At 70.2% G+C, this 22,988-nt stretch carries 20 protein-coding genes; 13 read left to right on the forward strand and 7 right to left on the reverse strand.

The window, feature by feature from the left end; genetic code table 11:
* Nucleotides 1–1,309: 1,309 nt before the first annotated feature.
* Entirely contained in the window at nucleotides 1,310–2,515 is a 1,206-nt protein-coding gene (locus KRAD_RS23055) for an acyltransferase family protein (protein WP_041293828.1), read from the forward strand.
* A gap of 121 nt (nucleotides 2,516–2,636) precedes the next feature.
* On the opposite strand, the gene KRAD_RS23060 is transcribed toward KRAD_RS23055, so the two are convergent.
* Complete coding sequence (locus KRAD_RS23060; RefSeq protein ID WP_157874014.1) at nucleotides 2,637–2,855, reverse strand: hypothetical protein; 219 nt, start codon at nucleotides 2,853–2,855, stop codon at nucleotides 2,637–2,639.
* Between the two features lie 572 nt (nucleotides 2,856–3,427).
* On the opposite strand from KRAD_RS23060, the gene KRAD_RS23070 reads away from it, so the two are divergent.
* From KRAD_RS23070 to KRAD_RS23085, 4 genes are all read left to right on the forward strand, one after another.
* The gene (locus KRAD_RS23070) at nucleotides 3,428–4,225 is read left to right on the forward strand and encodes a DUF305 domain-containing protein (RefSeq protein ID WP_012001977.1); all 798 of its coding nucleotides are present in this window, start codon (nucleotides 3,428–3,430) and stop codon (nucleotides 4,223–4,225) included.
* A gap of 433 nt (nucleotides 4,226–4,658) precedes the next feature.
* Nucleotides 4,659–4,940, forward strand: coding sequence for a metal-sensitive transcriptional regulator (locus KRAD_RS23075; protein WP_012001976.1), 282 nt, complete (start codon nucleotides 4,659–4,661; stop codon nucleotides 4,938–4,940).
* A gap of 291 nt (nucleotides 4,941–5,231) precedes the next feature.
* On the forward strand, nucleotides 5,232–5,453 hold the full coding sequence (locus tag KRAD_RS25790; RefSeq protein WP_012001975.1) for a heavy-metal-associated domain-containing protein: 222 nt from the start codon (nucleotides 5,232–5,234) through the stop codon (nucleotides 5,451–5,453).
* A gap of 341 nt (nucleotides 5,454–5,794) precedes the next feature.
* Entirely contained in the window at nucleotides 5,795–8,257 is a 2,463-nt protein-coding gene (locus tag KRAD_RS23085; protein WP_238985878.1) for a heavy metal translocating P-type ATPase, read from the forward strand.
* Between the two features lie 21 nt (nucleotides 8,258–8,278).
* Here KRAD_RS23085 and KRAD_RS26455 read toward each other — a convergent pair whose 3' ends face one another.
* Complete coding sequence (locus tag KRAD_RS26455; RefSeq protein ID WP_162145163.1) at nucleotides 8,279–8,512, reverse strand: hypothetical protein; 234 nt, start codon at nucleotides 8,510–8,512, stop codon at nucleotides 8,279–8,281.
* On the opposite strand from KRAD_RS26455, the gene KRAD_RS23090 reads away from it, so the two are divergent.
* Nucleotides 8,480–8,989, forward strand: coding sequence for a DUF4396 domain-containing protein (locus tag KRAD_RS23090; protein ID WP_041293831.1), 510 nt, complete (start codon nucleotides 8,480–8,482; stop codon nucleotides 8,987–8,989). The genes KRAD_RS26455 and KRAD_RS23090 overlap by 33 nt on opposite strands.
* 231 nt (nucleotides 8,990–9,220) lie before the next feature.
* On the forward strand, nucleotides 9,221–10,153 hold the full coding sequence (locus tag KRAD_RS23095; protein WP_012001972.1) for a F510_1955 family glycosylhydrolase: 933 nt from the start codon (nucleotides 9,221–9,223) through the stop codon (nucleotides 10,151–10,153).
* 360 nt (nucleotides 10,154–10,513) lie between these two features.
* Here KRAD_RS23095 and KRAD_RS26310 read toward each other — a convergent pair whose 3' ends face one another.
* A complete protein-coding gene (locus KRAD_RS26310) occupies nucleotides 10,514–10,861 on the reverse strand; it encodes a hypothetical protein (RefSeq protein ID WP_049821576.1) in 348 nt (115 codons plus the stop codon).
* A 352-nt stretch (nucleotides 10,862–11,213) separates the two neighbouring features.
* Here KRAD_RS26310 and KRAD_RS23105 point away from each other — a divergent pair, with 352 nt between their 5' ends.
* The 3 genes from KRAD_RS23105 to KRAD_RS23115 all read left to right on the forward strand — a co-directional run bounded on the left by KRAD_RS23105 (nucleotide 11,214) and on the right by KRAD_RS23115 (nucleotide 12,648).
* A complete protein-coding gene (locus tag KRAD_RS23105; RefSeq protein WP_157874015.1) occupies nucleotides 11,214–11,663 on the forward strand; it encodes a hypothetical protein in 450 nt (149 codons plus the stop codon).
* A complete protein-coding gene (locus KRAD_RS23110; RefSeq protein WP_012001969.1) occupies nucleotides 11,660–11,965 on the forward strand; it encodes a hypothetical protein in 306 nt (101 codons plus the stop codon). The genes KRAD_RS23105 and KRAD_RS23110 overlap by 4 nt, the downstream gene beginning before the upstream one ends.
* Before the next feature lie 371 nt (nucleotides 11,966–12,336).
* On the forward strand, nucleotides 12,337–12,648 hold the full coding sequence (locus KRAD_RS23115; RefSeq protein ID WP_012001967.1) for a DUF4193 domain-containing protein: 312 nt from the start codon (nucleotides 12,337–12,339) through the stop codon (nucleotides 12,646–12,648).
* Nucleotides 12,649–12,707: 59 nt separating this feature from the next.
* Here the strand turns inward: KRAD_RS23115 and KRAD_RS23120 are convergent, their stop codons facing one another.
* The 3 genes from KRAD_RS23120 to KRAD_RS23130 form a co-directional block, all read right to left on the reverse strand.
* A complete protein-coding gene (locus tag KRAD_RS23120; RefSeq protein WP_041293785.1) occupies nucleotides 12,708–13,022 on the reverse strand; it encodes a hypothetical protein in 315 nt (104 codons plus the stop codon).
* A 96-nt stretch (nucleotides 13,023–13,118) separates the two neighbouring features.
* The gene (locus KRAD_RS23125; RefSeq protein WP_012001965.1) at nucleotides 13,119–16,961 is read right to left on the reverse strand and encodes a PHP domain-containing protein; all 3,843 of its coding nucleotides are present in this window, start codon (nucleotides 16,959–16,961) and stop codon (nucleotides 13,119–13,121) included.
* A gap of 6 nt (nucleotides 16,962–16,967) precedes the next feature.
* Nucleotides 16,968–17,501 carry a hypothetical protein gene (locus KRAD_RS23130; RefSeq protein WP_012001964.1) on the reverse strand — a complete coding sequence of 178 codons (534 nt, stop codon included), beginning with the start codon at nucleotides 17,499–17,501 and terminating at the stop codon, nucleotides 16,968–16,970.
* Nucleotides 17,502–17,657: 156 nt separating this feature from the next.
* Here KRAD_RS23130 and KRAD_RS23135 point away from each other — a divergent pair, with 156 nt between their 5' ends.
* From KRAD_RS23135 to KRAD_RS23145, 3 genes are all read left to right on the forward strand, one after another.
* Complete coding sequence (locus tag KRAD_RS23135) at nucleotides 17,658–18,347, forward strand: hypothetical protein (protein ID WP_012001963.1); 690 nt, start codon at nucleotides 17,658–17,660, stop codon at nucleotides 18,345–18,347.
* Between the two features lie 274 nt (nucleotides 18,348–18,621).
* Nucleotides 18,622–21,150, forward strand: a complete 2,529-nt coding sequence (locus KRAD_RS23140) for an NACHT domain-containing protein (protein WP_012001962.1) — start codon at nucleotides 18,622–18,624, stop codon at nucleotides 21,148–21,150.
* The gene (locus KRAD_RS23145) at nucleotides 21,150–22,256 is read left to right on the forward strand and encodes a hypothetical protein (protein ID WP_012001961.1); all 1,107 of its coding nucleotides are present in this window, start codon (nucleotides 21,150–21,152) and stop codon (nucleotides 22,254–22,256) included. Before KRAD_RS23140 ends, KRAD_RS23145 begins: the two co-directional genes overlap by 1 nt.
* Before the next feature lie 223 nt (nucleotides 22,257–22,479).
* Here KRAD_RS23145 and KRAD_RS23150 read toward each other — a convergent pair whose 3' ends face one another.
* Entirely contained in the window at nucleotides 22,480–22,911 is a 432-nt protein-coding gene (locus KRAD_RS23150) for a hypothetical protein (protein WP_012001960.1), read from the reverse strand.
* Nucleotides 22,912–22,988: the final 77 nt, after the last annotated feature.

A 22,988-nucleotide genomic window follows, 5' to 3' on the forward strand; every position in this document is an offset into this window, starting at 1 on the left:
CCGACGCGCGGCCACCCACGCGCAGAGTCGATGCGCCTACTGGGTGATCAGCGCAGGACTGACCCGCGCGGGGCGTTACCCTCCCGGCATGGAGGTGCCCTTCACCGACCCCTCTCTCAGGAGGGCTCCGGTCAGAAGCAGCACCGCTGGATGGTTCGCGAGCAGTTGCCTGCTCATCGTCGCGATCCTCTTCAGCGGGGTGGCTCACCACGCTGCCCCGCTCCCCACGCACAGCACCTTCACGACGTGGTCGGCAGCTGCCACCGCCTCTCACTCGCACGGCGCCAGCGACAAGGCCGGCGCCCACGAGGAAGTCACCTCCCATCGCCGCGGCCTGCTACGCAGCCTGCGGCATGCGCTGAGCACACGGCGCCAGCTTCGCTCGCGCAATCACTTCGCTTCCCGGCGCGATCGGATCGGGCAGGGTCACCACGCCCGCCCGCGACACCAGCGTCCACTGCATACCCGTCGCCGACTTCGGGCCTCTCGACGCCACCTCATGCTGTGTGTGCACCGCGTGTGATCAGCCGCGGCTAGCCGGCAACACTTGATGTCTGCCCGGTAGATGGGCTGTCGATTGAGCCTGATCATCGCGCCTGCAGGCACGCAGGCTGAATTGTTTACCTCAGCGCCTTGATCCGACCGCGGTAGCACGGTGATTCCGGCCGTGAGTGCACCAACGTCGGTGGCAGACACCAGTCTTTGAAGACTCTGCAGCCACCTGCGCTTGAGCCTCGATTGCGGTACCGCCGCCGAGGACCCACGTCGCGGGTGCCCTGCACCAAGGTGTTCAGCAGCCGAGGCGTCCAGCAAGCGAGGCGTCCAGCAGCGGTGTGGCCGCCGATCTACTAGCCGGTGTCAGCAGAACGGCACGCCACCACGCTGGTCACTACCGACGTTAGTCACCGCCACGCAACTGATGGCTTTTTGACCTTGCCTACTGGCGACTGCCTCCCGACTGCTGGCCGCGGCTGGCGTACGAAGGGATACCCCTGTAGCCGGGGCCGTCGCTGAATCGCCGGGCTAACTATCAGGGCTGCTGCCCATGCTTTCTGGTCGCTGCCGCTGGCTGCCGCCCAGCGCAGCCCAGCCCACCGTCGTCGCTGCGAGTCGCAGCGTCGCGCGGCAGTGCCCTCCTGTCATCGACAGTCCTTTCGAGTGCTACCCATCCAATGACACCTCGCGTTCCTCACGACCCGTCCAGGCACCTGCGCTCAGGCACTTGCGCTCAGGCGTCTCCCACCAGAAGGGCTCCACGGTGGAGGCCTAGGCGGTGGTCGGGGATCGCTCGCAGGTGTGGGGAGAAGATATGACTTACACGAACGTCAACCCACGTGATCCACAGCTCAAGCAGGGAGCATCGAGTGCTTTTACCGGCTTCCGCGCCGATATCGAAGGCTTGCGTGCCGTCGCCATCGGCTTGGTGTTCCTGTTCAATGCTCAGGTGCCGTTCTTCAACGGCGGCTTCATCGGCGTCGACGTCTTCTTCGTCATCTCAGGCTTCCTGATCACTGGCCTGCTGGTGCGGGAAGTCGAACGCACCGGGACCGTCTCCCTGGCCGCCTTCTACGCCCGCCGGGCCCGGCGCATCCTGCCCAGCGCCACCCTCGTCCTGCTCGTGACCTTGCTGGTGTGCGCGGCGGTGCTGCCGCAGGAGCGAGTGCAGGCCATCGCCCTCGATGGGCTCGCCGCGACGCTGCAGGTCGCCAACTGGTGGTTCCTCAGCTTCGACGCCTCCACTTTGGCCCCGCAGATTGCCGACAGCCCGCTGCTGCACTACTGGTCGCTGGCGGTAGAGGAGCAGTTCTACCTGCTGTGGCCGGTGACGGTGCTGCTGGTGGCCGCTCACGCCCGCCGGCGCGGGCGTGATGCGCGCCGGGCCCTGGTGATGGCGATCGCGGTGATCACTCTGGTCTCGTGGGCGCTGCACGCGGTGCTGTCGGTGCTGGCCTTCCAAGCCGCCTTCTTCTCCGGCCCCACCCGCGCCTGGCAGCTGGGCGCGGGAGCCCTTCTTGCCCTTACAGCCCCCACCGTGACCCGCTGGGCGCAGCGCCACCTCGGCGCCCACGCGGCGCAGTGGCTGGCGGGCTCAGGCGCCCTGCTCCTGCTAACCACGCCGCTGTGGTCCGCACGGTGGGGCCTGTCGATCACGGCCACCCTGGCCACGGCGGCCACCGCGCTGATCATCGCCGCGGGTGGGCTGCCCGGGGCTCCCACCGTGGTTGCCCGCCTGCTCTCCACCCCGGTGGTGCGCTTCGCCGGGCGCCTGTCCTATGTCTGGTACCTGTGGCACGTGCCCTTCCTCGTGGCCGCGGAGAGCATGGGGGTGCACTCCTGGCGGCTGCTGCTGGGGGTGGAGCTGCTCGCGGCGGTGCCGGCGGTGGCGACGATGCTGCTAGTGGAGCGACCGTTCCTCGTCTCGACGCGCTTTCGCGCCACCCGCAGTGGTCTGCTCCTGGGGGCGCTGGCCACCACGGTGGCCGGCGGCGTCGCCCTGACCCTGGCCTTGGTGTGACCTTCGCCCTGGTCTAGCCCGCACCCTAGGTCGGATCGGGTGCCAGCCTGCTCCTGACCTGCTGTGGTCGGGCTCACGTCACGGGCAGCCCCTCCTCAGCTGCGCGCATACCCCCTAGGGGTTATGGTGCCTCCGTGGTCGGCATCAGGCAGCGCGCGATGACCAGGATGGTCATCGCGCGCTGCCTGCTGAGCACCGCCGTGATGCTGGGCTTGTGCGCCATGCACGTACTCGCCGCCGCTAGCAGCATCACCAGCCTCAACCTCAAGGCCAGCAGCGCGGCGTCGTCCGCTCCTGCCGCCACCCCCACCATTGCCGATCCAGCCACCGCCACAGCCACCGACGCACCTACCCCGGCCCCGGTCTCCGCAGCCCTTCCTGCACCCGATCCCGTCATGGCCGGGCCCGGGCACCTAAGCCGTGCCGGGCTCGCAGGTGGGCTTGCGGATGGGCCCGCGGGTGGGCCTGCGGGTGGGCCTGAGGCGGGAATGGGGGCGATGGCAACAGGCTCCGGCCAGGCGGCTGGTCAGAGAACCGGCCATGTAACTGGTCACGGCCCTGGTCGTGTGGCTGGTCATGGCGGGACTTCGGTGTTGCATCAGGTGGCGGCCGGGGAGCATGACCACGGCTCGGTGAGCGACTGCGTCCTCTTCCTGGGCGCCGGTATCGCGCTGCTGGTGCTGCTCGTGGCCGCAGCCGCGGCCCGAGCCCTGCGCCCCTCCTACTGGATGCTCACCGGCTGGCCGCAAGTCCTCATGGCTTGCACCCCGTGGCGTGGGCCTCCGGTGTGGCACTGGCCACGCATCCACCTGTGCGTGATCCGGATTTAGGCCGACTACTGCGTCCCCGGCGGTGATACCGCCCTCGCTAGTCGACCCCTTGATCCTTCACATCATCAGGAGTTTGAGCTTCATGCGTACTTTCCCGTTCACCAGCACCCTCACCCTCACCGGCACCGGCACCGGCACCGGCACCGGCAGCAATGGCACCCGGGGCACCCGTCGTGGCCTTGCTCGCGCCGGCGCCCTGAGCGCTGCCGCTGTGTTGACCCTGGGGCTGGCCGCCTGCGGTGGTCAGGACAGCGGCTCGATGGATCACTCGTCGATGGCCTCGTCCTCGACGAGCTCGTCGAGTCCTGCCACCAGTGAAACGAGCGCGGCCACCGACGCCGTTGACGCCGTTGACGCCGAGCACAACGACCAGGACGTCATGTTCGCGCAGATGATGATCGTGCACCACCAGGGCGCCATCGAGATGGCTCAGATGGCCACCACTCAAGCCTCCAGCCAGGAGGTCAAGGACCTCGCTGCGAACATCGAGTCCGCCCAGCAGCCGGAGATCGATCAGATGACTTCCTGGCTCGAGGCGTGGGGTGAGCCGGTCTCGGCCGACTCCTCGACGGGCGGCATGGACCACTCCACGATGGACCCCTCGGCCGACTCCTCGATGTCCGGAACCTCCGAGACGTCGGGGATGTCGGGGATGATGACCGAGGAGCAGATGACTCAGCTGCAGAACGCCACCGGCGTCGACTTCGATCGGATGTTCCTGCAGATGATGATCGAGCACCACACTGGCGCGGTGCAGATGGCTGAGACCGAGCAGCAGCAGGGCTCCAACCCTCAAGCCCTGGAACTGGCTGACTCGATCGTGACCTCGCAGACCGAGGAGATCAGTCAGATGCAGCAGATGCTGACCACTCTGGGCTGAGTTGACGCCGCGCGGGAGCCGACCGGCTCCCGCGCGGTACCCAGCCCCGACCCGCCCCCACCTACCCCGCCCGGCCCGCCCACCCTGGCCTGCCCCGTCGTGACGCTGACCTGCAGCTCTGGCGAGCCGGGACCTGACCGTCCGGATCTTGATTGGCACGGTCTCGACTGCCTGGGACAAGGCTCGGCTAGCTCAGGCGTCGGGGCGTCACCTCTGGCGCGACCCGCCGGTGCGGCGACACTGCCCCAGCCTCCTCTGCGCTCCCGCCTGCTCTGGTCCATGCCTCCAGGTGGGCCTCTTGCCGCTGCATCTCCCGCGGCTTTGCCCTAGGCCGCCCGCAGCCTGACCAGCTGCATTTGTACCCCCTGGGGGTACTTGCCAGGATGTACCCCCTGGGGGTACAACAGAGGTATCAACGAGCTAGGAGGCGGCCATGGTCGGCTACGACACCCACAAGGACGAGGTCCTCAAGCGCCTGCGCCGGATCGAGGGGCAGGTCCGCGGCCTGCACCGCATGGTCGAGGAGGACACCTACTGCATCGACGTCCTCACCCAGGTGTCCGCGGCCACCAAGGCACTGCAGGCGGTGGCCCTGTCCCTCCTCGATGACCACCTAGCGCACTGCGTCGCCGACGCCGCCCGTCAAGGCGGTGAGGTCGCCGACGCCAAGGTGAAGGAAGCCTCCGACGCCATCGCCCGCCTCGTGCGTTCTTGATCCACCACCCCTGCGCCGACACCCCCAGCGCACCCTGCACCAGACGGCACGACACCGCTGATCTGGTCCATCCGCGAAGGAGCAATCCCGATGGCTGAAGACCTCAAGCTCACCGCCGGCCCCACCGACGTTCCGGCCTCCTCCGGGTGTGCGTGCTGCGCACCCGCCGACACGACTGGCTCCGCCACCACCCCCGTCGGGTCCTCCGCTTCCGCCTCGTCCAACGAGGGGCCCAGCGAAGGGTCCAGCGGGGGACCCAGCAAGGGAGTCGATGACGAGGGTGGCGCTGCGGTGCGTTCGTCCTACGCGGTGATTGGCATGACGTGCGGGCACTGCGTCAGCGCGGTGCGCTCCGAACTGAGTACGGTGCCGGGCGTGCGCGCGGTCGACATCGACCTCGTCGTCGGTGGCGCTACCACCGTCACTGTCACCTCGGATGCCGCACTGGAGCACGACACCGTCGCCGGCGCCATCGACGAGGCCGGCTACGAGCTGGCTGGTCAGCGTTCTTGATCCTCCTCCCCAACCTCCCGCCGCTGCAGCCCACCTCATCCCCCGCCCGCACAGCCGTCGCCACGGGTCGTGCCGTCGCGGGCTAGGCGACATGGATTGAGTGAGCTGCCTCCCCAGTAGCGAACCGTGGCACCGAACCGTGGCACTGCCCCGTGGCACCGCACCGCAGTATCGAACTGCCCTGGATCAAGGAGATCCGCATGAGTGAGCACACCACTCGCCCAACCCCAGGCGGTGACGTCGCCGCCGCTGCCTCTACCGCCGCTGCTTCCGCCGGTGCTGCCTCTACTGACGGGACCCTCGGCGCTACCTCAGCTACGCAGCAGCCCACGCCGAAGCCCATGCAACGTCAACAGCCCAAGCAGCCGGTGGCCGAGGTGACGCCCCTGCAGGTGGTGGAACTCAACATCAGCGGCATGACGTGCGCCTCGTGCGCAGCGCGTATCGAGAAGAAGCTCAACAAGATGCCCGGGGTCGAGGCCAGCGTGAACTACGCCACCGAGAAAGCACGGGTCGCCCTGCCCGCCGGTACCGACGTCGAAGCCGCCATCAAGGTCGTGCAGGCCACCGGCTACAGCGCCGCCCTACCGCCGGCTCCCCGCCCCAGCGCAACCCCGACCCACCTGCGCAGCAACGCTGCACATGGTGTGGAACATGGTGAGGAAGGTGGCGGCCAGCACGGCGAGCAGAACAGTGGGCACGACGGTGGGCACGACGGTGGGCACGACGGTGGACAGGACGAGGAGCACGGTGCAGGTGAGACACGGGCTCTGCGCCAGCGGCTGCTGATCTCCCTCGCCCTCAGCGTGCCGGTGGTGGTGCTGGCCATGGTGCCGGCGCTGCAGTTCACCTACTGGCAGTGGCTCTCGCTGACCCTGGCCGCACCGGTGGCGATCTGGGGGGCGTGGCCCTTCCACCGCGCAGCTGCCCTCAACGCCCGTCACGGCGCGGCCACCATGGACACCCTCATCAGCGTCGGGGTTCTCGCCGCCTTCGCGTGGTCGCTGTACGCGTTGTTCTTCGGCGGCGCCGGGATGGCCGGCATGCGGATGGCGTTCACGCTGCTGCCTGAGCGGGGCAGCGCCCACGCCGGGGCGGAGATCTACCTGGAGGTCGCCGCCGCGGTGACGGTGTTCATCCTCACCGGCCGCTATCTCGAGGCCCGCGCCAAGCGCAGCTCGGGAGCTGCGCTGCGCGCCCTGCTGCACCTGGGGGCCAAAGAGGTCACCGTTCTCCGCGAGGGGGCCGAGTCACGCATCGGCATCGAGCAGCTGGGCGTCGACGACGTCTTCGTGGTGCGGCCCGGGGAGAAGATCGCCACCGACGGCGTCGTGCTCGAAGGCTCCTCGGCCATCGACGCCAGCATGCTCACCGGTGAATCGGTGCCGGTGGAAGTCGGACCCGGCGCCGCCGTCAGCGGAGCCACGGTCAACGCCGGGGGCCGGCTGCTGGTGCGCGCCACCCGCATCGGCGCCGACACGCAGCTGGCGCAGATGGCGCGCCTGGTGCAGGACGCGCAGTCCGGGAAGGCCGCGGTGCAGCGTCTGGCGGATCGGGTGTCGGGGGTCTTCGTGCCCATCGTCATCGTGCTAGCCATCGCCACCCTGGCCGGCTGGCTGCTAGCCGGTGCCGGTGCGGAGGCGGCGTTCACCGCCGCGGTCGCGGTGCTGATCATCGCCTGCCCGTGCGCGCTGGGGCTGGCCACGCCGACCGCGCTGCTGGTCGGTACCGGGCGCGGGGCGCAGCTGGGGGTGCTCATCAAGGGCCCGCAGGTGCTGGAGTCCACCCGCCGCATCGACACCGTGGTGCTGGACAAGACCGGCACCATCACCACCGGGCAGATGAGCCTGACCGGGGTGCACCCGGCTCCTGGAGTCGATGAGACCCAACTGCTGCGTCTGGCCGGTGCCCTGGAGCACGCCTCGGAGCACCCCATCGCCGCCGCCATCACCACCGGTGCCCGCCAACGCCTGAGCAGCGCAAACGGCAACGCAGACGGCAGCGCAAACGGCAGCGCAAACGGCAGCGTGCAACTGCCCGCGGTGACGTCTTTCGCCTCCACCGGCGGCCTCGGGGTCACCGGTGTCGTCGAAGGGCACGCCGTCATCGCTGGCCGCGCTTCCTGGCTGGCGCAGCAGTGGTCCCAGCCTCCGCCCGTGGAGCTGTCCGAAGCCGCCGCCGCCGCGGAAGGCGAGGGACGCACCGCTGTCGCGGTCGGCTGGGACGGGCAGGTTCGTGGGGTGCTGGTGGTCGCCGACACCGTCAAGACCTCCAGCGCCGTCGCGGTGGCGCAGATGCGCGAACTGGGTCTGCGCCCGGTGCTACTGACCGGTGACAACGCCCGCGCCGCCCGCGCGGTCGCCGAGCAGGTCGGCATCGACGACGTCATCGCCGAGGTCCTGCCCGCCGGCAAGCTCGACGCCATCACCGCCCTGCAGCGTCAAGGTCGGGTGGTGGCGATGGTCGGTGATGGCGTCAACGACGCCGCCGCCCTGGCCGGTGCTGACCTGGGCATCGCCATGGGTACCGGCACCGATGTGGCCATCGAAGCGTCCGACCTGACCCTGGTGCGCGCTGACCTGCTCGCTGTCGTCGACGCGCTGCGCCTGTCGCGCAGGACACTGTCCACCATCAAGGCCAACCTGTTCTGGGCCTTCGCCTACAACCTCGCCGCCCTGCCGCTGGCGATCGCCGGGTTGCTCAACCCCCTGGTGGCCGGTGCCGCCATGGCCTTGTCCTCGATCTTCGTGGTCACCAACAGCCTGCGCCTGCGCCGCTTCGCCCCCACCACCTCCCGCGCCTGATCCCGGCAGGTCCCGTGTGGATCAGCCCGACACCACATCGAGCAGCCGTTCATCGAGAACCCGTTCAGGGACCAGTTCGAGTACCGGCCAAGTACCAGTGCGACGACCAAGGCGCGAAGCCACGGCACCTTCCGAAAACTCACCGAGGGAGAAGTCATGCCCGACCCACGGCACCAGCACCACCCCACCACCGCAGAGCCCACCCTCACCCACCACGCGGACATGAACCACGTCAGCGCGGGCCACAGTGGTCATGGCGGGCATGGTGCCCATGAGGGCCACGGGGGCCCCGGCTCCACGTCGTGGGCGATGGCTGCGCAGGCCACACTGCACTGCCTCACCGGCTGCGCCATCGGCGAGGTCCTCGGCATGGTCATCGGCACCAGCTTGGGCTGGCACACCGCCGCCACCGTGGCCCTGTCGATCACCTTGGCCTTCATCTTCGGCTACGCGCTGACCATGCGCGGCGTGCTCAAGGCCGGCGTCGGCTTCCGCACCGCCCTGAAAGTCGCCCTGGCCGCCGACACCATCTCCATCGCCGTCATGGAGATCATCGACAACACCGCCATGGTCGCCATCCCCGGCGCCATGCACGCCGGCATCGGCTCGTGGATCTTCTGGGCCTCACTGGCCGGCGCGCTGGCCTTGGCCTTCGTGATCACCACCCCGGTCAACCGCTGGATGATCAGCCGCGGCAAGGGCCACGCCGTGGTCCACGCCTACCACCACTGAGCAGCACCAGCGCCTGGGCCGGCGCTACCGGTTCCACGGCACAAGTTCCACGGCACAAGTTCCACGGCACAAGGTCCACGGCACAAGGTCCGGTGCTGCCTGCCCTCTCTCATCCCCGTCCCCACAGCCGGTGCCGGCGCCGGTGCCGGTGCCGGTGCCGGTGCCGGTGCCGGTGCCGGTGCCGGTGCCGGTGCCGAGCTAAACCGACGCAGAACGAGCCGAGAAGGACTGATGACTACACTCTCCCGCCCGCGAATCCGGGTCCCGCTGCGGGCCGCCACGCTCAGCGCTGCGCTCCTGCTGGCCGGTTGCTCCAGTGCCGAGCCGGCAGTTGATCCCGCCGCCGTGGAGCAGCACGGCGGCGACGTCGAGGGCGGTGAGAGTCAGCACAGTGAGGGTCAGCACGATGGCGGTGACGCCGTCACCTTGCCCAGTGCTCACGTGCACGGCGTGGCCGTCAACCCCGCCGACGGCCAGGTACACCTGGCTACCCACGACGGGTTGTTCCGCTTCGAGGAGTCCGGTCCGGTGCGGGTGGGGCCGGTCATCGACCTGATGGGCTTCACCGTCGCCGGCCCGGACCACTTCTACGCCTCGGGCCACCCCGGTCCCGGCGTGGACCTGCCCCAGCCGGTGGGCCTGATCGAGACCACCGATGGCGGGCGCACCTGGCAGGCGCTCTCGCGGCAGGGAGAGTCGGACTTCCACGCCCTGGCCGCCTCCGCCGGCGGCGTCGTCGGCTTCGACGGCACCCTTCGCTTCAGCTCGGATGGAACGACATGGAACGTCCTGCAGACGCCCGTGAAGCCGTATGCCGTGGCCGCATCCCCTGACGGCGCGGTGCTTCTCGTCACCAGTGAGGCTGGTCCCGCCCGCTCCACCGACGCCGGCATCACCTGGTCGGTGCTTCAGGAAGCACCGCTGCTGCAGCTGGTGGACTGGGCCGACGGCGCCACTGTCGCCGGGGTGAGCCCAGAGGGGACGGTGGCGATGAGCACCGACGCAGGCGCGACGTGGAGCGTACGAGGGCGTGTCACAGGAGCACCGCAGGCGGTAGGTGCCGACCTCCAGCCTGACGGCTCGATGCGTTTGCTGGTCGTCACCGAAGAAGGCGTGCACGAGTCCCGCGACGGCGGGGCAAGCTTCAGCCCGGTTCCGTTGTAGGGACGAACGCGGAACGGGGACACAGTGCACCGATCAGCCACTGTCGCCGTCGAGGCGTCGGTGAGTCGGTGGCGTCAGCCACGGCGTCCAAGACGGCGCGAGGGTGCTCAAGGAGCGGCTCAGCGACGGTCAGCTGCGCCGACTCGCCCCTAGATCTCAAGGGGCGACAGAGACCCCAAGGCTCGTGGTGACACGTGCGTCACAGAGCTCAGCTCCGACCGAGACATGTCACACATGAGCTGACCTGCAGAAATAGCAGATACCCATGGATAACCGACCACCTGATCCTCTACATCCGCCTCACCGACCGGCAGGCCCCCGCCACCGTCTGAGCGCGCCCCTCAAGCTCACCCACACACCTCACGCCCCGAAGGCCGCCGCGTAGACCTCGTTGACGCTGGGCGGCAGCTGACCACTGACGCGCAGCAGGACGTTGCCGCGCACATGGTGGTACTCACTGCCCAGCAGGGTGTTGCCCTTCTGCAGAGCGGCGATGTAGTCCGCGCGGGCTTGAGCATCAGCCGGGGTGGGCCACACCTCCAGGACGGCACCGAGGTCGATGCCTCCGGTGCCGGCGGGGTCGCTGGCGCGGGAGTCGGTGAGGCTCGCTGCGGCGGTGTAGCCGTTGGGCCGGCCCAGCAGGTCGTTGGGGTCGCTGGTCTCGTCGTAGATCAGCGCGTCAGTGATCTCGGGGACGCCGGTGCGCATCTGCTGGACGAGGTCAGGCAGCTCGGCGGCGGCGGTCTCGACAGTGGCGGTGTCACCGCTGCCGCTGGCCGGGTTGCTGGGGTTGCCGGCGCTGCTGGAAGCCGACGACGGGCTCGCAGATCCACTCGAGGAGGTGGTCGCTGAAGGGCCGGTCGACGAAGCCGGACCCGCCTCGTCACCAGACCCGCCGCCGCAGCCGGCGAGCAGCGCCGCCGCCCCGACAGCGCCAACCAGACGAAGAAGAGTCCATGCGGGCTTCACCCGGGCAGCATGCCTGTCCTGTCGTGGGAGTTGGTAGGCGGGCTGGACCGCGCGGGTGGTCCTGGTCAAGGCCTGGTCACCCCGGGCCGAGATGACGATCATGCGGTTCGAGGACACCGGCAAGGCCGCGGTGCGCGGGGGGACGGGTGGAGCGGGGCCCCACTACGGCCTGCCAGCGACGAGCAGCGACCTGCACGAGGCACCGCTGGAGGGTGTGCGGCTGCTGCCCACCGACCCCCGCGACATGGTCCCCTCCGCCGTGCGCTGGGCCCGCGCGATCCGCACCCTGATCCGCACCATCCCGCGCGCGCAGCTCCAAGCCCCTTCCCGCAGCTCGCTGCAGGCGGTGGTGTGGGTGCTGGCCGCGGCCGCCGACTACGAGAACCGCATCCCGGCCGATCACACCGCGGCCGTGCTCGCCCGGGAGGCCGGTGTCGGGGACCGCGTCTGGCAGAAGCGGACCGCGTGGCTGCGTGAGCAGGGCTGGCTCATCCACGGCCCCGGTGGGCAGAGCGACGGCTGGCAGCTGACCACGCCGTGACCCAGACCCAGACCGAGCTGCAGCCCTCCATGCAGTCCCAGCCGTCTGTGCCGGGCTACCGGCCGCACCGGTCGCACCGGTCGCAGGCCCAGCGTCACGAGCACACCGCCGCGGTCGCGATGCGGCGCACCGCGCCGTGGACGCCGCTCGAGGACGAGGAGCTGGCTGCGTGCGTCAGCGCCGATGACCTGGAGGCGTTCGCGCTGCGCTGGTCGCGCACCTTCCGCGCCGTGGAGCAACGCCGGCGCCGTCCCCGCCCACCCCGCAACGCTGCTGTCCGAACCGGCACCGGCTGGGTCTAAGACCTATCCCGCAGGAGCATCCTGCGGGCTGCGCCGCGGGGCCAGCGGGTCTGCGCGGCGGAGTCAGTGCGGCGAGGTCTGCGCACGCCCGGCGGCGGCGGTCAGCCCGTCGCAGCTGGCCTCACCGGGCGCGACGATGATCTCCGGCGGGACCCACACCTGCACCTCACCATCGGGCAGTCGCCGGCCAAGTAGGCAGTCACGGGTGGGGGCTGCGGCACGGCGCGGCCAACGCGGGCGACATCTCGTGGCGTGGCGCGGGCATGCGGGTCATCCCGGCGTGGTTGAGTACGGCGCCCTGCTGAGACGGCGGCCTGGGGAAGCCGGGCCGACCTCGGGGCGGACAGCGCAGAACGTGACGAGAGGTACCGATGGCGACCGACTACGACGCACCGCGCAAGACCGATGAGGACCTCGACACCGACTCCATCGAGGAGTTGAAGGCCCACCGCACCGACAAGGCAGGCTCCTCCAGCGTTGACGAAGACGAGGCCGACACCGCGGAGGGCTTCGAGCTGCCCGGGGCGGACCTCTCAGGCGAGGAGCTGACGGTGCGGGTCCTGCCGCGCCAGCAGGATGAGTTCACCTGCACCAGCTGCTTCCTGGTCAAGCACCGCAGCCAGCTGAACGCCGCGCAGAGCGACGCCGACGGGCAGCTGATCTGCAACGACTGCGCCGACTGACACGCCGCCGCGGCCGGCCGGCCCTCTAGCTTCGCTCGCTCGTCACCTTCAGCCGCTCGTCACCACCTCGCCCGGATCTGCGAGTGACGTCGGCGGTGCCACGCACCAAGGACGAGGGAGGTGATGCTGAAGGCGACGGCAGCGACCAGCCACACGACGTCCTCGAGGATGGTGCCGCTGGTTCCGGTCTCATCGGCGCGGACGCCGCCCTGGTAGGTCAGGACGACCCAGACGACAGCGAGCCCGGCGCCGGCGAGGGCGACCGTTGCGGGTCGCCGTGGCGGTGTGGTCAGGGCGAACACGACGGCGATCAAGACGGTGACACCCCCTGCCATCAGGCAGGCCAAAGTCAGCAACGCCGAGAAGGAGTCCACACCGTCAGCATCGTCGGGAACGGGTGCAGCCGCGGCACTCCCTCCTGATCTTCACCGGGCCTGCTGACCGGGGACACAGGCGCCAAAGGGTGACCCTCATGGCATCGCGTGCAGCTGCAGCGCGCGGACGCTGACCCCGCGCGGGCCGGTGCGGCGCACCTGCCCGGTGACCAGCAGCAGAGAGGCTCGGTAGAGCAGGTGGTGGCTGGTGGTCTCCTGCACGTCGGCGAAGACGGTGACGTCCACGCAGCCGGTGCCATCGTCCAGGGTCAGGAACACCACCCGACGCCCGGAGCGCACCGGTGGGGTCTGGGTCGCCACCCGCACGCCGGCGACGAGGACGTCGACGTCGGTGCGTACCTCCAGCAGCCGCTCGGCTGGAGTGAAGCCGCGTCGGCGCAGTTCGGGCAGGTGCGGGGTGAGGATGTGCTGCTGCAGGTCCATCCCGGTGCTCGCCAGCTCGGTGCTGACCTGCTGCTCCGGGGTCGGTGCCAGGTGACCGGCGGGGGCGCTGGCCAGGTCGAGGTCCCCCAGGGGCAGGACGAGCTGGCCGGGGTGCCAGCCGGCGAAGCGTCCTGCCGGCCGGGCTGTGGCGCGCGCCGTCGCTGGCCGGGCCGGCGCCATGGTCTGGATGGCCCGGGTCGCGGTCAGGGCGGTGCGCTGAGGGCTCGTCACGGCAGCATCCGCGGTCAAGGGCGCTGGGGAGACTCGAGGCTGCGGCAGGGACCCGCTCCCGGCGCCGACCCCGGGGGCGCGTCCCGCCTTCGACCGTGTGCTGATCTGCTGCAGGTGGGCCAGCAGGTCCCCCCGGGTCAGCACCCGCCCACTCCCCTGCCCGCTGCCGTGGCTCGAGCGGTAGGTGACCCCCGGTCGTAGCGACGCACCCAGCACGGGGTCCAGGCCGGCGAGGTCGTCGAGGGCTCCGAGGCGGGCCAGGCGGATGAGGGTGGGGCGGCGGGGGCGGGCCCGGTCGCGGAAGTCGCCGACGTCGGCGAAGGGCTGCGTGGCCACGATGCGCTCCACCTCCGCGGCGTGCAGGTCCTTGACCACGGTGAGCGGGGGGCGGATCCCCCACCGCCGCTCCCCACCGGCTGATTGGCCGGTGGGAGCCGGCAGCTCGGCACGCCAGACGTCGGTGGAGGTCTGGACGTCGACGGGCAGGATGGCGATGCCCAGGCGTCGGGCCTCGGCCACCAGCAGCCGGCGGGGGTACATGCCGGGGTCGTGCTCGAGGAGGCCGGTGAGGAACTGCACCGGGTAATGCGCCTTCAGCCACGCGCTCTGGTACGTGATCGCGGCGAACGCCGCGGCGTGGGCGCGCGCGAAGCCGAACCCGCCGTGGGCGGCGATCAGCTTCCACACCGCGTCGACGACGTCGCGGGGGTAGCCGCGGGCGGTGGCGGCGGTGCGGAAGTCCGCCTCGACCTCGACGCGGGCGTCGGGGTCGGACAGGTGGCGGCGCCACACGTCGGCGCGGGCCAGGCCACAGCCGGTGAAGACGTCGAGGATGCGCATGACCTGCTCGTGGAAGATGACCACCCCGTGGGTCTCGGAGAGGATCGGGGTCAGGTCCGGGTGCGGTAGGCGGCGGGGGCCGCCGGTCGCGACCCAGCCGTGGTGGCCTTCCAGGAACGGGGAGATCATGTCCCCGGCCATCGGACCGGGGCGGAACAGGGCGACGTCGATGACGAGGTCGGAGAACGCCCGGGGCTGGAACTTCCCCAGCAGTTCGCGCTGGCCGGGGGATTCGATCTGGAACACGCCGAGGGTGTGGGTGGAACGGATCAGCTCGAACGTGGCGTGGTCGTCGAGGGCGATGGCGTCCAGATCGGGCACCGCACCCGGCGCCGTGGGCTCAGCGCGAGGCGCGGCGGCAGGCGGGGCTTCGGTGGCCGGGGCCCGGTAGGCATGGACGAGGTTGGCCAGCGCAGGAAGGCCGGCGGCTGGAGCAGTTGCAGCGGTTGCGGCGGGGTTCGCCGACGCCGGAGTGACGTGAGCTGGCTGCATGTTCTCGGGTACGGCGGCGGTGCGCTCGATCTCGGTGAGGGTGTACGCGATGGCGGACTGCATCCGCACCCCGAGAACGTCGAGCTTCAGCCAGCCCATCGGGTCGATGTCGTCCTTGTCGAACTGGCTCATCGCCATGCCCTCGATCCCGCACGCCTGCACCGGAGTCCGGGTCAGCAGGGACGCGTCGGAGAGGATCACCCCGCACGGGTGCATCGACAGGTGCCGCGGTAAGCGGTCCAGGGTGGCGGTGACGTCGACGAGCAGGTCCAGCTGCCGGTGACTGCGCACCAACTCGGCGAGCTCACGCAGTTCCGGCAGTTCCGCCATCGCTTCCCGGACCCGGGAGGCGGACACCCCGCGCAGGCTGGCGGCGACTTCGTCGACGACCTCGGGTTCCACCCCCAGGGCGAGACCGGCGGCGCGGACCGCGCCGCGGGCGCGGTAGGCCTGGGTGGTGGCCATCAGAGTGACGCGTTCGGCACCGAAGCGATCCCGGATGGCGCGGTAGATGTCGTGGCGGCGGGCGGACTCCACGTCGAGATCGATGTCGGGCAACGTCTCGCGGCGATCTGAGATGAAGCGCTCAAAAAGGAGGCCCTGGTCGAGGGGATCCACGTTGCTGACCCCGAGCAGCCACAGCAGGACGCTGCCGACGCCGGATCCGCGGGCAGTGGCGCGCACCCCGAGGCCGTGGATGAGGCGGGTCGCCTCGCTGACGGCGAGGAAGTAGGTGGCGTAGTTGAGGCGGTCGACGACGGCGAGTTCGGCCTGCACCCGCTCCTGCACCGCCCGCACCTTGGCGAGGCTCGCGCCGGGGTGGCGACGGCCGATGCCGGCGTCGGCGCGAGCGCGCAGCATGCCCAGCGCCGCGGCGTAGCCGTGCGGGTCCCCGGCGGAGGTGGCCGCGGCGTCGATTCCCAGGACCGCCGGTTCGGGCACCCGCGCCCTCCCCCACCCCAGATCCCTTTCAAGATCCAGGCGGCAGCGCTCGGCGAGCGCGGCGGTGCGTTCCAGCAGTCCGCCGGCGTGGTCGCGACCGCGGTGCTCGACGCCGGCGGCGGTGGCGATCTCTCGGGCCAGGTCTTCCATCAGGTGTGGGGGTTTCAGCCAGGCCTGGGCGTTGGGCGACAACGCGTGCGCGGCGTGCAGCTCCTCCAGCCCGCGCAGGGCGGCGACGGCGTCGCCGACGTCGGCGGTGGGGACGTCACCGGGATGCAGGAGCCGGACGGCGTTGCTTAGCACGGTGGGGATGCCGACGGCGGCCGCAGCCCGCAGCACCCGGGCGGTGACGCCGACGGAGGCCGGGTGGCCTTCGCGGGTCAGGTGGCACACAACCTCCACCGCGAGCGCCGAGGCGGGCAGGAGCCGGGTCCAGGCCTCCCAGGCGTCGATGACCTCGCGCATGCGCCCGGTAGCGAGAGCCCGGCCGAGGTCGGTGCCGGGTCCGAGAAGGACGGTGGCGGCGGGGTCGTTGCCGGCGGCTGGGGCGAGGGCGGCGACCAGGTCAGCGGGAGTGAGGCTGGCTGTCGCGGCACTGGCGCTAGGGGTGGTGTTGGTGCGGTGGGCGGCGGTAGTGGCTCGGCACAGCGCGGCCCAGCCGGCCCCGTGGGTGTGGCCATGGGCGAGAACCACCACCCGCCCCGAACCAGCGCTGAAGCCGGAACCAGTGGTGCCCGGTTTCGAGGTCCGGGTGGAGTCGCGCCGGGTGCTGGAATGCAGGGCGAGGTCTACACCGGCGATGGGGTCAATACCGGCGAAGCGGCAGGCGCTGACGTGCTGGATCAGCCCGGCCATCTGGCCGCGATCGGTAAGGGCCAGAGCGGAGGCCCCGGCGCTCGCGGCCGCCGCGGCCAAGGTGGCGGGGTCAGTGGTGCCGTGGTGGTGGGAGTGCCCGCTGGCGACGTGCAGGTGGGTGAACGGGGTGCTCACGGCGGTTCACGGCTCCTCGGCGCTGAGGACGTGCCAATCGTCGCCGGCGCGCAACACGTCGACGACGATCGTGGCCGGTTCGAGCCCTGGGTGCTCCGGCTCGAGGTCATCGAGGTCTTGAGACCCCTCGTCGAAATCGTCGAAGGCGTCTGTGTCGAAGCCACCCCCGAAGTCACCTTTGTACCCGCCGCGTGCCCCGTCCCCGCCGGGCTGTCCCGGCTGCATGTCGGTGGGGACCTTGCGCAGGGTCGGAGCGGGCGGAGGGACCTCGGCGTGCAGGCGCCAGCGTTCCTGATCGACCAGGGCGAGGGCCTGGTCGAGGTCGAGGCGGCGTTGGGAGCGCCACCAGGGGATGACCGGGCGTTCGTGCCAGCGCACGGCGTGGGTGACCGGCAGCAGCAGGCCGCGCCAGCGCACGGCGGTGGGGCGGCCCACGTCGACCACCACGATCACGTCAGAGGAGACGTCGGAGACCGGTCGCTCGGTGTGCCCTTCCCAGCTGTCGTCGTCGGGGGCGTACTCGCCAGCGGTAGCGGGCATGAGCCTCCCCCTCAGCTAGATCGAACACCTGTTCGATCAGCACTGTAGGGGGTAGCGCCCGATTTGCGCCCACCATGCGTGCCCGGTCGGACCAACGACCCAGTACCGGGGGCGCCTTGAGGCCTTCCGTGTCGTCGTCCTGGCATCGTGGCGCCCATGTCGAACCTGCTGGCGCACCTGCCGCTCGGCCCCCAGAGCATCGGGGAGGACCCGCCTCAGGATGGGGAAGCCATCGACCGGCGGTCCCTGCCCTACCGGCTCAACCAGGCCTTGAACACCTTCCAGATCGGCTGCTTGCGCGGCGCAGAAGGCTCTCCCGAACCACACCGCCTCATCCACGCTTCCTTCATCGCCTACCTGGCGCGCCAGCTCGGTGCGACGATCACCGGCGAGGAGCTGCACGAGATCCGTGAGGGGCGGCAGCTGGAGGCCGACCCGCGGCAGCTGCAGCTGGTCGCGGACGTGCTGTGCGTACCGGGCTGGGTGCTCACCGAGACACCGCCACCGGGACGGCGCGTCGTCCTGGCCGCCGGGTCCGGTGACTGGCGGGCGACGCTAGTCAGTGACGACGGCGGCGCGCGCCTGAGCACCGCCGCCGTGCGGGAACTGACCCAGTGGATCAGGAGCTTGCCCAAGGAAGAGGTGAGCAACTCCCTGCTCCCGGTCGTCCTGCAGAGACTTTCCCAGGGACCGGGCGTGGAGGGGCCCAGCAGCGACAAGCAGGCTCCGGAGTCGCCTCAGGCGTTCTTCGACGACGTCGTGAGGCTGGTGCAGGCGCACGCGCCGCGAGCGCTCGCCGACGACCATTCGGCGGTCGACGAGTCCGCGGCTCACCCCCTTCCGTGAGTGCGAAGTCGCCCAGGCGGTCTGGGAGTGGCATCTCGTAGGACGTTGGTACCAGTCCTGCATCAGGACACCAGTGACACCGTCGGTCTTGGTGGTAACACCTTTCAAGCCCCCGGATCTGCGGGTGAAGGGCGTTCGTGCCTGCAAGCGATGCACCTTCGACTTGCCGTTCGAGTAGTCGATAACCGGGCCGACACCCAGTTCGCGATGAGCGGGTCGTTCGATCACCGCATCGGCCACCGCGGGGGCGCCAGAGCGCCTAGGGTTGCCATCCATGAGCGGCGTTGACACATACCGTGGCATCGCCTACCAGCACGCGCAGGCGGTCCTGTGCGCGCTCGACGTCCTAGAGAGTGACGCATTCGCGGCGATCCGGGTCGAGGGTGTCGAAGACGTAATCGACATCGAGCTGCTCGACGCGCACGGGAGGGTCGCAATCGGCAAGCAGGCGAAGGTCCGGTCCGACGACTACACGTGGGCCAAGGCCGACCTGATCGGGCTGCTCCGTCGGTGGGCGGCGGTCGACGCGCCGAATGGGGCATCGTTCCAGTTCGTGACTGACGGGCGCCTCGGGCCCTCCGGCGAGGAGGTCAGGGACGCCCTGACGCAGGCGGCGGTGGGCGATCGTGGCCCGCTGGCGGAGCTACTGGGGGACGCACCCGACGGAGACACCGTCCGCAAGGCAGCCCGCGCCACGGTGGTGCAGGACCCGGGCGGTCTCGGAGCACTTCTCGCCAGGGCCGAGCGACAGGTCATCGCGCTGCTCCCGACCGCAAGGTCGGCGGCCGACGCGATGGAGCAAGCGAAGTCCGCTGTCGATGCACTGTTCCGGTTGCTGCTGGACCGCGCGTGCCGGCCTGACTCAGCAGACCGCGTGGCCTCCCGGCACGAGATCTGCGTAGCGCTCGGGATCCCTCCGAGCGCGGCGGCCGTGGTGCCGTGGGCTGGCCAGATGCGTGATCAGTACCTCGCGGCCGTGGCCGCACAGGGTTTCGCCGCGGCGGTGCCCACACGACTTCGATTGGAGGTGTCGTCCGGTACCGCCGAAGAGGTGGGCATGGACGCGCTATTGGGCGACGGGCTGGCGCCGGCTGCCGTCGCTGGGCCGACCGGCGCCGGGAAGTCCACCGCGGCCCGCGAACTCCGGGCCATGGGCGCCGCGCAGGGCCGAGTCGTGGTCGTGGCGCACGCGGAAACGTACATCCCCGGCCGCATCGACGCGCTCACCGCTGACGCCGTGGCCGACGTCTTGGGCCGTGACGTCCCGACGCTGACCGGCCGGCAAGTCCTTGCCGAGCCGGGCACGGTCGTCGTGATCGACGGTGTCTCGGAGGTCCCCGAGCCGGTTCGGGATGCCCTCGCCGAGGATCTCCGGACGCCGGTCGCGACCGGGCGGGGGGCGCGCCTTGTGCTGCTAGGGCGTGGGCTCGCCGCTGTCCGCTCAGTCCTTCCGGCATCATCCACACCATCCCGGTTCCGCCTCGAGCCGTTCGGGCGGGAGCGTCGGAGGGCCCTCGCCGAGATCGCCCTTAGGGGCGGCGACGACGCAGTAGAGGCCGATGTCGTCCTCGCGCAGGCGGAGGCATCGCTCGGCGACGCAGCCGGGAACCCCATGTTGCTCGAGATGACGCTTGGCCTCATCGTGTCCGGGGTCGCGTTCGACGACCGGGCGGCGGTGTACGGAGCGGTCCTCGATCAGCTCGGGGAAAAGGCGGGCGTCGCCGGGCTCGGGATTGCGCAGGTCCTGCTCGGTGCGTGCTTCGCGAGACTCCTCGATGAGGACCGCCGCTACGCCGATCCCTACACGTGGCGTCGCTATTTGATGGAGGAAGCGAAAGCGCAGGCCGACCTGATCGGACCCATCGACGCAAGCGCGATCGACGACGCCGCCCGCAGGTCGGGGCTGATCGTTCGGCTCGGCCATGCCGAAACCGTCGCCGCGGTCCACGACTCCTTTGCCGACTACCTCGCAGGGCTGGCCCTGGCGCGCGGAGCCGTCGCATTCCCCACCGACGTGAAACCCGGCGACGAGGAGCGACTGGCGTTCGCAGCACAGGTTGGCGGGATGGATCGCACGCTCGCCGAAGCCGTAGCGGAGCGCCTTCCATTCGCGCTACCGCGGTTCGGTGCCCTCGATCGGCGCCGCCCAGGAGCCGATGCACCGGACGAGGTGTCTGCGGTCCTGCGCGCTGTCGTCCCGGAGGGTGTGGCAGCTGGTGTTGACCTGTGGCGCCACACCGACGGTCGCGTCGTCGCGTTCAGCCGACCGGACAGCGGTGGCTGGCTCTCCGACATGGATGCACGCGCGGCGCGCTCCTCTAGGCCTTGGGTGGTTGGGGAAGCCGGACCTGTCGACCTCGCAGTCCGGCTGTGGCGTCAGTGGCTCCTCATGCAACTCGCAGGCAACAACGGCGTCGGTCGGCCGCACCCTAGGACCGCGGAGGAAGCTCGCGATGCTGTGGCAGCGCACGTAGCTGAGACCGCCGCGGAGACCGACCGGCTCGTTCGCGTGGCGGTGCGAGCCGAGCACCGCGCTGTCGTTGCGGCCGAGATCGGCCCGATGGGCCTCACCGGACAGGTACACCCTGCGCGGGACGGCCTGTTGCGTCGCGGTCCCGACTGGTCAGTCGTCTACACCCCAACCGAGGGAATCGACATATCCATTGCTGATGAGCCTTTCGTCGGCGACGACTACCGTTCGCGCGCGGCTCTCGACTCGATGATTGACAGCCCCGCATCGGCTAAGGCAGCGGAACGAGTAAGGAAGGCGATCAACAAGATGGCCGGAGGGCGGTGGCTGTGATGCCGACACCCGACAACGAGGCGGCGCTGTGGCATGCGGTGGCAGAGATGGCAGCGGTCTGGGGAGACCTGCCGGTGGTTCGCCGCTTCGCCGAGCAGCTACCGCGTAACGCGCCCCAGCGCAGGCTCGGGCTCCCAGGCCTGCTTCAGCACGTCACAGCCTGCGGCGGGATGGTCGCAAGCCACCCGATGAGGCTAGGCACGAACGTGCCCCCGATGCTCTCCCTTGTGCAGGGCCTCGTCGCGCCGCCCGTCGGTCCGGAAGTTCTAGATCCGTGGCTTGAGGACGCGAGCCGCGTCGAGGGGGCCCACCGCGTCACCGTCGCATGGTTGCGGTCTCGGCTCCCCGGATACCCGCAGCTCCCGGCCCCGCAGCTCGCGCAGGGAACCCCCCTAACGACCGATGAGTTCACGTACCGACTCCCCTGGACTCGGCAGGAGTTTGCGGCCGGGTTCCAGTTCCAGAACCCGCCTTTTGAACCGCTGGAAATTCTCGGGGCCACAAAGAATGAGGCCGTACGTGCGGGCGATACGACCCGCCGGCTCGCACTGGCACTTCTTGAGACAGCGCCGTGGCGTCAGTTGCGCGACGCAGAGCGAGCGCTCTTGCCACCCCACCGCGCAGAGCTCCGCTCGACCCGTCAAGCGATTACCCAGGCGACTCGGCCAGCACTCATCGACGCCCACGAGCCGGACCGCGCTCTCCCGCGGGACGCCTACCGCCAACAGGTGGTCGTCAAGGCTGTAGGCGCCCTGTCTGGGCCCGCCCGTGAGTACGCGGACGCTTTCGACGCTGCAGACCGTCTCATCGAGCTTGTCGCTAGCGACGTCTTCGGTCAGCTTGCCATCTACGGCACCATCGGCCTTGCTGGCGTCAGCGAGCTCGACGTCCGCGGCGGTAACCATGGCAAGGTGGAGTTCACCTTCCAGGACACAGTGCACCCTGACCCTGGGACGGTCGTCTGGCTGGACGACCCGCTGTTCTCGGACGCAGTGCGCGTGACCGGCCTCAACTACAGCGGCGACCAAATCCGCGGCACACGGGCCCGGGTAACAGGCCAAGTGCTGGGCGGGACGGCGGGCGTGTTGCCCCGACCCAAACCGTGACGACGCGGTCCCCGAACAACCTGAAGCTAGTACAAGTCAAGCTGGCGGAGCACCTCCGGCCTCGGGAATGCTCGAAAGACGGACCTGAACAACCCTGCGGCCTAGGCCACACCGCGCGCGACGTCACGCCCATGACGGGCTGTGTGCGCCGTCGTTGCGGCTGACACCCGCTCCATTCTGCGACTGTCACCGATGTCCTACGACATGACAAACCTGGTGGCCTTCACCCGCCTGGGCAGTCCGGATCGTTAGGCACGCCCATCGACTGGCAGTTCGGCGACACGATGCGCGGCCCATCGGACGTGACGGCCGGCTGCGGCGCCGGCAGCGACCGCACGCCCGCGATGTCGAACACCCACGTCCATCCGCAGTAGATCAGCGCGGCCACGACGAAGAAGGTCAGCCACCGGCCACGTCGTAAGCCGCTGAGCACCACGCCCACCATGGGGATGCCGACACCTGTGACAATCGCCCACCACTCCCAGCGGTTCGCCTGCTCCGCGCTCTCGGCACTCAGCGATGCCCCGAAAAAGGTCAGCCGGGACATGACGGCTTGGACCACGAGAAAGGCCGGCACGACGAACCACGCCACCGCCAGCAACGCCAGACCCAGCGAGCGCTGTCCGTCCTCGGCACCGGACCGCTGACTAGCCACAAGCGTGGATCGTACTGCGGCCAGGACGATTCGGGCGGATACGCAACCGCCGGAGATAGCGACCCGCCGGCCTGATG

The sequence above is a fragment of the Kineococcus radiotolerans SRS30216 = ATCC BAA-149 genome, assembly GCF_000017305.1.
GTDB classification, from domain to species: domain Bacteria; phylum Actinomycetota; class Actinomycetes; order Actinomycetales; family Kineococcaceae; genus Kineococcus; species Kineococcus radiotolerans.

Excerpts from the sequence above, each read along its gene's own strand:
- KRAD_RS23115 (WP_012001967.1), top strand. The coding sequence starts at position 12,337 with ATGGCGACCGACTACGACGCACCGCGCAAGACCGATGAGGACCTCGAC.
- KRAD_RS23130 (WP_012001964.1), bottom strand. The coding sequence starts at position 17,501 with ATGCCCGCTACCGCTGGCGAGTACGCCCCCGACGACGACAGCTGGGAA.
- KRAD_RS23135 (WP_012001963.1), top strand. The coding sequence starts at position 17,658 with ATGTCGAACCTGCTGGCGCACCTGCCGCTCGGCCCCCAGAGCATCGGG.
- KRAD_RS23075 (WP_012001976.1), top strand. The coding sequence starts at position 4,659 with ATGGTCGGCTACGACACCCACAAGGACGAGGTCCTCAAGCGCCTGCGC.
- KRAD_RS23145 (WP_012001961.1), top strand. The coding sequence starts at position 21,150 with ATGCCGACACCCGACAACGAGGCGGCGCTGTGGCATGCGGTGGCAGAG.
- KRAD_RS23095 (WP_012001972.1), top strand. The coding sequence starts at position 9,221 with ATGACTACACTCTCCCGCCCGCGAATCCGGGTCCCGCTGCGGGCCGCC.
- KRAD_RS23085 (WP_238985878.1), top strand. The coding sequence starts at position 5,795 with ATGCAACGTCAACAGCCCAAGCAGCCGGTGGCCGAGGTGACGCCCCTG.
- KRAD_RS23055 (WP_041293828.1), top strand. The coding sequence starts at position 1,310 with ATGACTTACACGAACGTCAACCCACGTGATCCACAGCTCAAGCAGGGA.
- KRAD_RS23105 (WP_157874015.1), top strand. The coding sequence starts at position 11,214 with ATGACGATCATGCGGTTCGAGGACACCGGCAAGGCCGCGGTGCGCGGG.
- KRAD_RS23090 (WP_041293831.1), top strand. The coding sequence starts at position 8,480 with ATGAACCACGTCAGCGCGGGCCACAGTGGTCATGGCGGGCATGGTGCC.
- KRAD_RS23070 (WP_012001977.1), top strand. The coding sequence starts at position 3,428 with ATGCGTACTTTCCCGTTCACCAGCACCCTCACCCTCACCGGCACCGGC.
- KRAD_RS23140 (WP_012001962.1), top strand. The coding sequence starts at position 18,622 with ATGAGCGGCGTTGACACATACCGTGGCATCGCCTACCAGCACGCGCAG.
- KRAD_RS26455 (WP_162145163.1), bottom strand. The coding sequence starts at position 8,512 with ATGACCACTGTGGCCCGCGCTGACGTGGTTCATGTCCGCGTGGTGGGT.
- KRAD_RS26310 (WP_049821576.1), bottom strand. The coding sequence starts at position 10,861 with ATGCGCACCGGCGTCCCCGAGATCACTGACGCGCTGATCTACGACGAG.